Source organism: Agromyces zhanjiangensis (assembly GCF_040496055.1).
GTDB lineage: Bacteria > Actinomycetota > Actinomycetes > Actinomycetales > Microbacteriaceae > Agromyces > Agromyces zhanjiangensis.
Genome location: NZ_JBEPKB010000007.1, coordinates 208822 through 220933 on the forward strand (window position 1 = coordinate 208822; position 12112 = coordinate 220933).

Sequence of the window (12112 nt, forward strand, 5' to 3'; positions counted from 1 at the left end):
GGCGCGTCGCATCACGTTCGGCTGGGAGGGAGCACCCAGACTGCGCCGCCTACACTGATCGGGTGAAGGCCCTCCCCGTCTGGCTCCGCTACACGCTGCTGCGCGTGCTCCTCTTCGCCGCACCGCTCGTGGTCCTGCTCGTCGCGGGTGTCACCCCGTGGATCTCCGTGATCGTGGCGGCCCTGTTCGGATTCAGCGCGTCGCTCATCTTCCTCAGGAAGCAGCGCGAAGAACTCGCGACCGACCTCTACGCCGCCCGCCACCGCGAGCAGCCGGTCGTCACGGACGACGACGAGGCCGAGGACGCGGCCGTCGACCGGGCCGAGCAGCGCGGGGCCGACTAGACCCCGCCCGGCGTCGCGCCGAGGGTCGCGGCATCCGCCCCCGCGGCATCCGCCCCCGCGGCATCCGCCTCAGTAGGCGAACGCGAGGCCCATGCCGACGCCGTACGCGAGCGCCGTCACGCTCGCGAGCTGCAGGCCGATGATGAGCTCGCGCGGCGTGCGCGCCCAGCCCACGATGACGCACGCCGGCAGCGCGGCGAGCAGCGCGAACAACACGAGCCAGGCCGGCGGGTAGAGCAGCGCCCAGAACACGGTGATCGCGAACGGCGCGAGCATGAAGACGGCGAACAGGATGCGTCCGACGAGCGGGCCGACGAGCACGGCGAGGGTGCGCTTGCCCGCGACGCGATCCTGCTCCACGTCGCGGAGGTTGTTCGCCATGAGCACCGCGCAGGCGATGAGGCCGACGCCGATGCCGCCCGTCCACGACTCGAGGTTGACGTCGAGCGCCTGCACGTACGTCGAGCCGGCCGTCGCGACGAGACCGAAGAAGACGAAGACGAACAGCTCGCCGAGGCCGTAGTAGCCGTACGGGCGCTTGCCGCCCGTGTAGAACCAGGCGGCGACGATCGCGGCGGCTCCCACCGCGAGCAGCCACCACTGCTGCGTGATGACCACGAGCGCGAGGCCCGCGAGCGCGGCGACGCCGAAGAACGCCAGTGCGACGGTGAGCACCCGCTTCGGCGTCGCGGCGCCCGAGCCCACCAGTCGGGCGGGGCCGACCCGGTGCTCGTCGGTGCCGCGCACCCCGTCGGAGTAGTCGTTGGCGTAGTTCACGCCGATCTGCAGTGCGAGCGCGACGACGAGTGCGAGCACCGCACGCCACGGGTGGAACGGCTCGTCGAGGTAGCCGAGCATCACCGCCCCGGCACCCGTGCCGAGCGCGACCGGCGCGATCGCGAGCGGCAGCGTGCGCAGTCGCGCACCACCGACCCAGTCGCGGAACGTCGCGGGCCCTCGTTGCGCGCGCGGGGCGCCCGCGACGACCTTCGCCGGGTTGCCCGAGCGGCCGTTCGTACGCGGCTTCGAGGGCTTGGCGGTTTCGGCCGTGCGAACGGACTTGGCTGACTGGGTTCGCGGGGTCTTCGGGCGTGCCACCCCGACATGCTATGCCGGGAGGCGCTGCACCGGCTCCGCCCGGCCGTGGCTGCGCGCGCCCGGCGCACCGCGTCGCGTCAGGCGCCGGCGGTGCGGGCGAGGGCGGATGCCGCGACGCGGTCCGGCTTGCCCGACGCGAGTCGCGGCAGGTCGTCGACCGCGACGACGCGAACCGGGCGCCCGGCGGGTGGAAGCCCCGCGGCATCCGTCGCCGTGCGCAGCACCTCGAGCGCGCCCCCCGCGCGTGCCGCCGTCCCGGCGGCGACGACCGCGGCGCGCTCGCCCCACTCGGGGTCGGGGACGGCGACCACGATCGCGTCGCCGAACCCGTCGACGCCGTGCACCGCACGCTCGACCTCGCCGAGCACGACCTTGACCCCGCCTGAGGTCATCACGTCGTCGGCGCGACCGGTGACCCGCACGCGGCCGTCGTCGCCGAGCGAGCCGAGGTCGCCCGTGCGATACCACCGCCGCCCGTCGGCGTCGACCGCGAAGGCGCGCTGCGTGCGCTCGGGGTCGCCGAGGTAGCCCTCGGCGAGCATGCGGCCGGCGAGCTGCACCTCGCCGTCGACGATCCGCACGTCGACGCCGTTCAGCGGGCGCCCGTCGTAGACGCATCCGCCGGCGGTCTCGCTCGAACCGTAGGTCCGGTGCACGCGGGCGCCGAGGGCGGCGGCGCGGTCGACGAGTCGGGCCGGCGCGGCCTGGCCGCCGAGCAGGATCGCCTCGAACGAACCGAGGGCGGCGCGCACCGAGCGATCGGCGTCGGCGGCCTCGACCAGGCGCGAGAGCTGGACGGGCACGAGCGAGGTGAACCACGGCCGGTCCGGGTCGAGGGTGCGGGCGGCGTCGACGAACGCCTCCGGCGTGAAGCCCCCTCGGGGCATCACCGCGGGTTCGGTGCCCGCGACGAGCGAGCGCACGAGCACCTGGATCCCGGCGATGTAGGTGCCGGGCAGGGCGAGCAGCCACTGCCCGTGCGTCCCCCCGAACCACTGCGAGGTCGCCCCCGCGCTCGCTCGGAGGGCGGTGCCGGAGAGCGCGACGCGCTTCGGGGCATCCGTCGACCCGCTCGTCTCGACGACCAGCGCGATCTGGTCCTCGACGAGTCCCTCGATCGGATCCGACGGCTCGTCGTCGCCGGGGATGGGCAGCACCGCGAGTCCGTCGAGCAGGACCGCGTTGCGCAGCTGGGCCATCAGCCGCGGGACGTCGCCGGCCGGAACCCGGATGAGGGGTTTCACCGCGGCATCCGTAACCGGCATGTGCGGTGTCGTGGGCCGCGGTCGCTGGCCGCCGGTCTCAGTAGTGCCACGGGTACGGACCCCAATCGGCCGCGCGCTTCTCGAGGAACGAGTCGCGACCCTCGACGGCTTCATCGGTCCCGTACGCGAGCCTCGTCGCCTCGCCCGCGAACACCTGCTGGCCGACGAGCCCGTCATCGATCGCGTTGAACGCGAACTTCAGCATGCGGATCGCCGTCGGCGACTTCGTGAGGATCGTGCGCGCCATCGCGATCGCCTCCCGCTCGAGGTCGGGGTGCGGCACGACGCGGTTCACCGCGCCCATCTCGTACGCGCGGTCGGCCGAGTACTCCTCGGCGAGGAAGAAGACCTCGCGCGCGAACTTCTGCCCGACCTGGCGGGCCATGTACGCCGACCCGTATCCGGCGTCGAAGCTGCCGACGTCGGCATCCGTCTGCTTGAACCGCCCGTGCTCGCGGCTGGCGATCGTGAGGTCGCACACGACGTGCAGCGAGTGGCCGCCGCCCGCGGCCCAGCCGGGCACGACCGCGATGACGACCTTCGGCATGAACCGGATCAGCCGCTGCACCTCGAGGATGTGGAGTCGCCCGGTCGCCGCGGCCGCCGCCGGATCGCGCACGACCTCGCCCTCGGCGGCCGAGTACTGGTACCCGTCACGACCCCGGATGCGCTGGTCGCCGCCCGAGCAGAAGGCCCAGCCGCCGTCCTTCGCGCTCGGGCCGTTGCCGGTGAGCAGCACGACCCCGATGCGAGGGTTCGTCCGCGCGTCCTCGAGCGCCCGGTACAGCTCGTCGACCGAGTGCGGGCGGAATGCGTTGCGCACCTCGGGGCGGTCGAACGCGATGCGCGCGATGCGGCCGTCGGTCGAGTGGTGGTAGGTGATGTCGGTGAAACCGGCTTCGCCGGTGACGGATGCCGCGACATCCACCCACTCGCTCGGATCGAACAGCTCCGACACCTCGACTGCCATGGCCTCCAGCCTAGTTCGGGCCGCCCTGGTGGCAGACTCGTCGCATGAGCGCCGACGCCCTGCCGCCCCTGCACGACCTCCTCGCGACCGCCAGGGTCGTCGCGCTCCCGCTCGTCACGCGGTTCCGCGGCATCGACGTGCGCGAGGCGCTGCTCTTCGAGGGCCCGGAGGGGTGGACCGAGTTCGCGCCCTTCGCCGAGTACGACGACGAGGAGGCCGCGACGTGGCTCGGCGCCGCGATCGACTTCGGCTGGAATCCGACGCCGGCGGCGCTCCGCGACCGCATCCCGGTGAACGCGACCGTGCCCGCCGTCGACGCCGACGCCGTGCCGGCCGTGCTCGACCGGTTCCCGGGCTGCCGGACCGCGAAGGTGAAGGTCGCGGCATCCGACCAGACCCTCGGACAGGATGTCGCGCGCGTCCGCGCGACGCGCGAGGCGATGGGACCCGAGGGACGCGTCCGCGTCGACGCGAACGGCGGATGGAACATCGACGAGGCCGAGCACGCCATCCACGCGCTCGCGCCGTTCGACCTCGAGTACGTCGAGCAGCCCTGCCCGAGCGTCGCAGAGCTCGCCGAGATCCGCGCGCGCACGAAGTACATGGGCATCCCCATCGCGGCCGACGAGAGCGTGCGCCGCGCCGAGGACCCGCTCGCGGTCGCCGCCGCGGGCGCCGCCGACCTGCTCGTCGTCAAGGCGGCGCCGCTCGGCGGCATCCGTCGCGCACTCGACGTGGTCGAACGCGCCGGGCTGCCGATCGTCGTCTCGAGTGCGCTCGACACGAGCGTCGGGCTCGCGATGGGCGCGCACCTGGCGGCCGCCGTCCCGACGCTCGAGTACGACTGCGGGCTCGGCACGGCCTCCCTGCTGGCAGCGGATGTCACCGACGAGCCGCTCCTCCCGAGCGGTGGGGCGATCGACGTCCGCCGGGTCGACCCCGACCCGGCACTGCTCGGCCGGTACGCGGCCGATGCCGATCGCGCGGCCTGGTGGCTCGCGCGCCTCGAACGCTGCCACGCGCTCCTCGCCACCATCGCTGGCGGAACCGCCTGATCAGGCATCGATTATCGCCACGGCCAAAAGTGAAGAATGCCCCCGTTTCTGGGGGTGTCGCGTCGGCGATGTCGGGGAGGACCCTGAGTCCATCAGCGTCGATCGAGAGCATCGTCGGATGCGGCGTCCCGGTCGACGGGCCGTTCCAACCCGAATCGAAGTGGAGCAACGATGATCTCGAGAACCATGACCAACATCGGCGCCGGCATCGGCCTGGCCGCCGCCCTCACGCTCGGCAGCGGCGCAGCCGCCTATGCGCACGAGTGCTACAACGCGAACCGCTCGGAGAAGGGCAACGCCGGTGCGAGCAACTCGCAGGCCTGGCTCACGGTGTACTTCGAGGAACTGACCTTCGGGTTGGAGGAAGCGGACGCCGAGTGCGTCACCGACGCCTACGCGAGCACCGGCGCGCCGATGTCGTTCACCATCCACGTGAAGGGCGCGAACGGCAACGACGGCGTCGTCGCCGGCAACAACCCGCACGAGGCGAAGGCCGCCGACGGCAAGGGCATCGACGAGATCTTCGCCGCGCACGGCGCCGACCTCTTCTACGCCTTCGACAGCTGCGGGCTCGACCTCCCGTTCTAGGGGTTCATCGGTCCGCGACAGACGACGATGCCCGGCGCCGGGGGAGCGCCGGGCATCATGTCGCGCGCGGGTCGGTGCCCGGGACGGGTTCCCGGGCACCGACCTGCGCTGTCCGGGCGACGCGGCGCACACCCGTGTCACCCGGCGACCTCACGCCGTGACGCGCGCGCGCCGCAGGCGCGGGCCCGCCACGATCAGGGCCGCGGCGAGCAGGGCCGCACCGAGCAGCACCGCGAGCGCGCCCTGCGTGGCGGTGAGCCCCAGCGATCCGACGACGGTGAGCTCTGCGACCGCCTCGTCTCCTGACGCCACGCCGATCAGCCGCACGTGGTGACCGTCGATCTCCGTCTCCTCGGGGATCGTGACCTCGAACGCCACGGTGCCATCGGCGCCGGCGGACTGCGCCTCGAGCAGGCGCGGCGTCGACTCGAGCCAGACCTGCACGAGCTCGCCCGACTCGAAGCCGGTACCCTCGACCGCGAGGGTCGAGCCGACCTTCACCGACGCGGCGTCGAGGCGCACGATCGGCGGGGCCGATCCGGCGGCGGCAGCCGAGTCCCCGCCCGAGCCCGCCGTCGCCTTCGGTCCCGACGCGCCGGCGCCCGCGCCGGGCGCCGTCGCCTTCTGCTCCGAGACGAGCACCGCGGCGGTGCGGGCCGGGATCGTCAGCGTCCCGGTCTTCGCCTTCCACTTCGTCTCCTTGACGACCTCGTCGACGCCGTTGCGCAGCGCCTTCGCAAGCTTGAAGTCGCGGCCCGCGAGCCCGTCGACCTGTTCGGTGATCGCCTCGGGCGACGCGTTGAAGACGACGAGCGCGCCCTCGAGGGCCGGGTCGACGTCGTCGCCGACCAGGTCGTCGATGAGCATCACGATGAGCCCGTCCGTGGCATCCGCTCCGCTGTTCGGGAACGACACCTTCTGCTCGATGAGCTCGGCCGAGCCCAACGTCAGCAGGTCGACGCTCGAGCGCACGCGCAGCAGGTCGAGCGCGGCCGCCTCGGCGGCGGCGATGTCCTCCGCCGTGGGCTTCAGCGCCGGGTCTGCGAGACGCTCGGCCATCACGGGCCAGTGGTCCTCGTTGTCGGACTTCATCGGCAGGCCCGACCCGAAGGTCGACTCCTGGCCGGTCCAGTCGATCCGGTTGAACCAGTCGCCCGAGTTGTAGCTGTTGCGGTCGAGCGACTTCGAACGCAACAGCTCGGTGCCGGCGTGCCAGAACGAGGGGCTCTGCGAGAACGTCACGGTCGCGAGCGACAGCGTGTTCATGCGGACCCGGTCGGCCATGGGCGTGTCGGCCGGCAGCTTGAGCACGCCCAGGTCGAACAGCGTCTCGTTGTCGTGCGCGTCGACGTAGTTGATGACCTCCTCGGGGTGGTCGGCGTAGCCCGCCGGCGACCCGTTGTAGTCGACCTCGGCGCCGGTCTTCACGACGCCGTCGTGGCCGGTGAGCTCGAAGTCGCGCAGGTTGCCCGCGAGGCCGACCTTCACCAGGTCGGTCTGCTGGCCGAGGTTGCGGATGCCGTCGCGCACGGGCAGCCCGTTCAGCTCGCCGGCGAGGCCGGTGCCGAAGCCCTGCTCGTACTTCGAGTCGCCCGAGACCGGGCTGCCGCCGTGCACGCCGTCGCGGAGACGGTCGTTGAACGTGGCGATGCCCGTTCCGCCGAGCTGGCCCTGCGAGGCCTGCTCGAACCGGGCGTTGTTCGCGACCTCGCCGAAGTTCCAGCCCTCGCCGTAGACGAACACCTTCGACCCGTCGACGCCGTCCTCGGCGAGCGTGAGCTCGTCGAGCGCCTCGCGGATGGCGAGCAGGTTCGCCTTCGAGTGGTGGCCCATGAGGTCGAACCGGAAGCCGTCGACCTTGTACTCCCTCACCCAGAGCACGGTCGAGTCGACCATGAGCTTCTCGGCGACGGCGTGCTCGGTCGCGACGTTCTGGCAGCACGTCGAGGTCTCGACGCCGCCGGTCGCGTTCAGGCGGTGGTAGTAGCCCGGCACGACCTTGTCGAGCACCGACTTCTCCCCCTGGCCCGACTGGGCGGTGTGGTTGTACACCTCGTCGAGCACGACCTGCAGGCCGGTGGCGTGCAGGGCGCCGACCATCTCGCGGAACTCCGCGACGCGAGCGCCGCCCTCGGGGTCGACCGCGTAGGAGCCCTCGGGCGCCTGGAAGTGGTACGGGTCGTAGCCCCAGTTGAACCCGTCGAGGTCGCGGATCGCCTCGATGCAGGCCTGCTGCTCCTCCGACGCCGGGCCGAAGGTCTCGAGGTCGCAGTCGGGGGTCGCCTGCTGGTCGCGGCGCTCCTCGATGGTCGCGATGTCGAAGGTCGGCAGCAGGTGCACCGTGTTGATGCCCGCGGCGGCGAGCTCGCGCAGCTGCGCGGTGCCCGCGCTGTTGCGGGTGAACGCACGGTACGTGCCGCGCTCCTCCTCGGGCACCGTCTCGTCGGTGATCGAGAAGTCGCGCACGTGCAGCTCGGTGATCGCACGGTCGACCTGGCGCTCGACGAGCGGCGCGGGCGTCTCGGCCCACAGCTCGGGAGCGAGCGTCGGGTCGTCGAGGTCGACCACGACGGTGCGCGCCGAGTTCACGGTCAGCGCCGCCGAGTACGGGTCGGTCACCGAGTTCTCCTCGACCTCGCCGGTCGTCGGCGCGTAGACCTCGATGAGCCAGCGGTACTCGTCACCCGCGTCGACGCCCTCGGCCACCGACCAGGCACCGGATGCCGCGTCGAACGTCGCCGGCAGCACCTCGGGGTCGCCCGTCGAGCCGGACTCCCACACCTGGGCCGAGACCGACTTCGCGGTGGGGGCCCAGACCGAGAGCGTCGGCTCGCCGTCGGCGAACGCGGCGCCGAGCGAGGCGGATGCCACGCCCTCGGCGTAGAGGTCGTCGAGCACGCCGGGCAGCTGCACGCCGGTCATCGCGCTGAGCGCGTCGCCGGTGCGCTGCGCGACCTGCAGTTCGCCCGTGACGAGCTCGGCGATGGCCTCGCGGTCGAGGCCGACCGGGCTGAGCGCCACGTAGCCCGCGAGGTGCGGGAAGCGCGCGGCGAGCTCGTCGCCGATGCCGCCCGGGACGAACTCGAGCTCGACCGACTGGTCGGCGCCCGTCACGGCGCCGTCGGCGGTGCCGAGTCCGCCGGCGGCGGCGAACTCGAGCGAGTAACCGAGGTCGGCCGCGTTCGCGCCGCCGAGGAGCGAGGCCGGCCAGGCGAGCGTGTCGGCGTCGAGCCAGTAGGCGCGCTGCTGGCCGGTGCCGGCGAGCGGCGGGTCGGCGACGACGACCTCGAGCACGTGCGTCTCGAGCGTGTAGCGGAAGGTGACGAACTCGCCGTCCGTCGCGACGACGAACGAGATGTTGCCGCCGTTCCGGACCCCGTCGACGCCGTAGTTCTCATCCCACGAGAGGCCGTGCGCGACCTTCACCTCGTAGGAGCCGGCGGGCAGGCCGTCGGTCGAGAACTCGTACACGCCGTCCTTGTCGCCGTCCTGGGCGAAGGTGACCATGCATCCGGGCTGCCAGTCGCCGGGGCAGCCGAGCTCCGACTGGAGGCTGCCGGGCAGCGTCACGATCGGGCCCTCGGCCGTCGACGAGAACACGTTCGTGCGCGGGTCCCAGTAGAACGTCACCGGGCCGCCCTCGGTCGTGTAGGTGACGTTCGGTCCGTCCTGCACGCCGTTCGCGCCGTAGTTCAGCGCCCAGCTGCCATTGATCGCGACCTTGTACTCGTAGGTGCCGGCGGGCACCTCGAACGTTCCGGCGTAGATGCCGTCCGCGCGCTTGGTCAGCTTCGCGGCCTCGCAGCCGGGCTGCCAGTCGCCCGGGCAGCCCATCTCGGAGTTGTGGTTGCCGGGGATCGTCACGAGGCCGATCTCGGGCTCGGGCTCCTCCTCGACCACGAGGTTCACGGCGTTGCCGACCGAGGCGTAGGTCGAGGCCGCGGCGCGGTTGCCCGCGGCATCCGTCGACACGGCCCGGTACTCGACGAGCGTGCCGTTCGCGAGACCGGCGGTGTCGTGGAACACGCGCGGCGTGGTGTCCTCCGCGGTGCCCAGGGCGTTCCACTCGGCGGAGCCGGCCACGCGCCACGCGAAGCTCGTCTCCTGCCACGTGCTGTCGGCGACGTCGGCCGACACCGGGGTGATGCCGGTGACGCCGGCGCCGGCCACCGGCACGTCGACGGCGATGGCGGATGCCGCGTCGGGTGCCGTCACCTGGCGGTCGGCCTTCCAGACGACTGCGCCGAGCGCCGGGACCGTGACGGATGCCACGCCGTCGGCGTTGGCCGCGAGCGCGGTTGCGTCGCCGTAGAGCACCTCGAACGCGGCATCCGCCGTCAGCGTCGGCACGTCGACGGTCTTCGCCTCGTTCGCGTTGTTCACGGCGACCAGGTACTCGACCTTCTCGTCGCGGTCGACGCGGCTGAACGCGTAGATGCCCGCACCGTCGGCGACGAAGCGCTCGACCTGCGCACCCTGCTCGATCGCCGGGTGCGCCTCGCGCAGCTCGGCCAGGGCCGCGATGTGCGTGTAGAGCGGCGCATCGACCTCGTAGCGGTCCACGCTGCCGGCGTCCTCGCCGGTGATGAGCGGCTGGTTCACGTACTCGTCGACCTGGCTCGCGAAGAGCGTCTGGCGGGCGTCCTTGTCGCCGCCCGTGCCCGCGAAGCCCTGCTCGTCGCCGTAGTAGACGACGGGCTGGCCGCGGGTGAGGTACATGAGCTCGTGCGCCAGTTCGTCGCGCTGCACCGCCGTGTCGCCGGAATTGGCGAGGAAGTACCCGATGCGACCCATGTCGTGGTTGCCGAGGAAGGTCGGCAGCGCGGTCGCCGACGAGTCGGGGGTCGTGTAGTAGTCGTCGCCCGCGAAGAGCGACTGCAGGTTCTTCGCCGAGTTGCCGGCGGCGAACGCCACGGCCTGCGACTGGAACGTGAAGTCGAGCACGGAGTTCATGTCGGTCTTGCGCACGTACGGCGAGAGCTTGACCGGGTCGGCGTCGTAGACCTCGCCGAACATGAAGAAGTCGGGCTTGCCGGCCGCGTGCGCGTAGTCGAGCACCTCGGTCGACCAGGTCTCCCAGAACTCGAAGTTCACGTGCTTGGCGGTGTCGATGCGGAACCCGTCGATGCCGAGGTCGATCCAGTCCTGGTAGACCTGCACGAAGCCGTTCACGACGGTCGGGTCCTCGGTCATGAGGTCGTCGAGGCCGACGAAGTCGCCGAAGGTGACCGACTCGCCCGACCAGGTCGAGTCGCCGCGGTTGTGGTACACCGTCGGGTCGTTGAGCCACGCCGGCACCTTGGCGTCGGCCTCCTCCGGCGCGATGGTCGGCGTGTAGGGGAAGCTCGTCGCGGGGTCGAGGTCGGGGAAGTCGGGGCTGCCCGCGATCGCGCTCGGGTCGAACACGTCCCCGGCCGCGTCGCGGTACGGGGAGGCGGCCGTGTCGATGTACGAGTACTGCCCCTCCTCGTACGAGATCACGTCGGCCGTGTGGTTCGTGATGATGTCGAAGTAGACCTTGATGCCCTTGGCGTGCGCCTCGGCGATCAGTGCCTCGAGTTCGGCGTTCGTGCCGAGGTGCGGGTCGATCTGCGTGAAGTCGGTGATCCAGTAGCCGTGGTAGCCGGCGGAGGCGTTGTCGCCCTCGCCCTGCACGGGCTTGTTCTTGAAGCTGGGGGTGAACCAGATCGCGCTCGTGCCGAGGCCCTCGATGTAGTCGAGGTGGTCTCGGATGCCCTGGATGTCGCCGCCGTGGTAGAAGCCCTTGTCGGTGGGGTCGAATCCGTGGTCGAGGCGGTCGCCGGCGATGCCCGCGGTGTCGTTCGACGCGTCGCCGTTGGCGAACCGGTCGGTCATGACGAAGTAGAAGTTCTCGGTGCTGCCGGGCTGGCGCGCGGGCGGCAGAGCGAGCGCGGCGTCCGCCTGCTCGTCGTAGGCGCCGCGCGTGCTCAGCAGCTCGATGCCGACGCGCTTCTGGGTGTCGTCGAAGACGACGCGCACGTCGGTGTCGCCCGCGACGGTGAGCGGGATGTTGTCCCCGCCGCCGTTCAGGCCCCAGCTCGCGTCCCAGGCGTCGTTCGCGGCCACCTTGTACTCGTACGAGCCGGCCGGCACGGTGAACTCGGCGGCGTAGACGCCCGCCGTGTCGGTGGGCAGCAGTTCGGTGTCCGCGCACTCCGGCTGCCAGTCTCCCGGGCACCCGAGCTCCGACTGCAGGGAACCGACGAGCGCGAACGTATCGCCGTCGGCAGAGGCCGCCGGTGCGACCGGCAGAACTGCGAGGGCGGATGCCGCGACGGCGCCCGTGATCCCGAATGTCACCCATGTCCGAGCGCGCGCCCGATGCGTCATCCTTGACTCCCGATTCCGGCACGACGACGTGCCACTGACATTGCCAGCGAACGTAGCAGCGCGCGGGACGTTAATGCAAGCGTTTGCACTTGATGTGCACAAGCCGTTGCCGAGGAGAGCAGGAAACGCGTCCTTGCGGGCCAGCTGGCCCCGTGCGGCGACGTAATCGCTTGCAATCAACGCGGCTCGAGAGCGCGTCCGCCTCCAGGGCCGGCGTCGGTCGGACGCGCGACCGTCAGGCGGCGCAGCGGCGACTCGGGGACGCCCGTGCGGTCGTGCCGCATGCACGTGTGGGTGTCGTTAACTGCAGAAGAGCCGCCCGGCGTTGGGCGGCTCTTCTGTCAATGTGTGTCCGGCGGTGTCCTACTCTCCCACAGGGTCGCCCCTGCAGTACCATCGGCGCTGCGAGTCTTAGCTTCCGGGTTCGGAATGTGTCCGGGC

7 protein-coding genes and 1 rRNA gene are annotated in these 12112 nt (G+C 71.7%); 3 read left to right on the top strand and 5 right to left on the bottom strand.

The window, feature by feature from the left end:
* Nucleotides 1–62 precede the first annotated feature (62 nt).
* Nucleotides 63–344, top strand: coding sequence for a DUF4229 domain-containing protein (locus tag ABME02_RS14245; RefSeq protein ID WP_353816006.1), 282 nt, complete (start codon nt 63–65; stop codon nt 342–344).
* A 69-nt stretch (nt 345–413) separates the two neighbouring features.
* On the opposite strand, the gene ABME02_RS14250 is transcribed toward ABME02_RS14245, so the two are convergent.
* The 3 genes from ABME02_RS14250 to ABME02_RS14260 all read right to left on the bottom strand — a co-directional run bounded on the left by ABME02_RS14250 (nt 414) and on the right by ABME02_RS14260 (nt 3677).
* The gene (locus ABME02_RS14250) at nt 414–1442 is read right to left on the bottom strand and encodes a 1,4-dihydroxy-2-naphthoate polyprenyltransferase (RefSeq protein WP_353816007.1); all 1029 of its coding nucleotides are present in this window, start codon (nt 1440–1442) and stop codon (nt 414–416) included.
* A 77-nt stretch (nt 1443–1519) separates the two neighbouring features.
* Nucleotides 1520–2686 carry an AMP-binding protein gene (locus ABME02_RS14255; RefSeq protein WP_436408275.1) on the bottom strand — a complete coding sequence of 389 codons (1167 nt, stop codon included), beginning with the start codon at nt 2684–2686 and terminating at the stop codon, nt 1520–1522.
* A gap of 58 nt (nt 2687–2744) precedes the next feature.
* Nucleotides 2745–3677: a 1,4-dihydroxy-2-naphthoyl-CoA synthase gene (locus ABME02_RS14260; RefSeq protein ID WP_353816008.1), complete on the bottom strand. Its 933-nt coding sequence runs from the start codon at nt 3675–3677 to the stop codon at nt 2745–2747.
* 44 nt (nt 3678–3721) lie between these two features.
* Between ABME02_RS14260 and ABME02_RS14265 the strand changes: the two genes are divergently transcribed.
* Together ABME02_RS14265 and ABME02_RS14270 are read left to right on the top strand one after the other, a co-directional pair.
* The gene (locus ABME02_RS14265) at nt 3722–4732 is read left to right on the top strand and encodes an o-succinylbenzoate synthase (RefSeq protein ID WP_353816009.1); all 1011 of its coding nucleotides are present in this window, start codon (nt 3722–3724) and stop codon (nt 4730–4732) included.
* 171 nt (nt 4733–4903) lie between these two features.
* Entirely contained in the window at nt 4904–5320 is a 417-nt protein-coding gene (locus tag ABME02_RS14270) for a hypothetical protein (protein ID WP_353816010.1), read from the top strand.
* 150 nt (nt 5321–5470) lie between these two features.
* Here the strand turns inward: ABME02_RS14270 and pulA are convergent, their stop codons facing one another.
* Entirely contained in the window at nt 5471–11671 is a 6201-nt protein-coding gene (gene pulA, locus ABME02_RS14275) for a pullulanase-type alpha-1,6-glucosidase (RefSeq protein ID WP_436408276.1), read from the bottom strand.
* Nucleotides 11672–12021: 350 nt separating this feature from the next.
* Nucleotides 12022–12112: ribosomal RNA gene (rrf, locus tag ABME02_RS14280) — 5S ribosomal RNA — on the bottom strand; the annotation flags it as partial.

Bases quoted from the DNA above. Each gene is read 5' to 3' on its own strand.
- ABME02_RS14270 (WP_353816010.1), top strand. From the start codon at position 4,904: ATGATCTCGAGAACCATGACCAACATCGGCGCCGGCATCGGCCTGGCC.
- pulA (WP_436408276.1), bottom strand. From the start codon at position 11,671: ATGACGCATCGGGCGCGCGCTCGGACATGGGTGACATTCGGGATCACG.
- ABME02_RS14260 (WP_353816008.1), bottom strand. From the start codon at position 3,677: ATGGCAGTCGAGGTGTCGGAGCTGTTCGATCCGAGCGAGTGGGTGGAT.
- ABME02_RS14265 (WP_353816009.1), top strand. From the start codon at position 3,722: ATGAGCGCCGACGCCCTGCCGCCCCTGCACGACCTCCTCGCGACCGCC.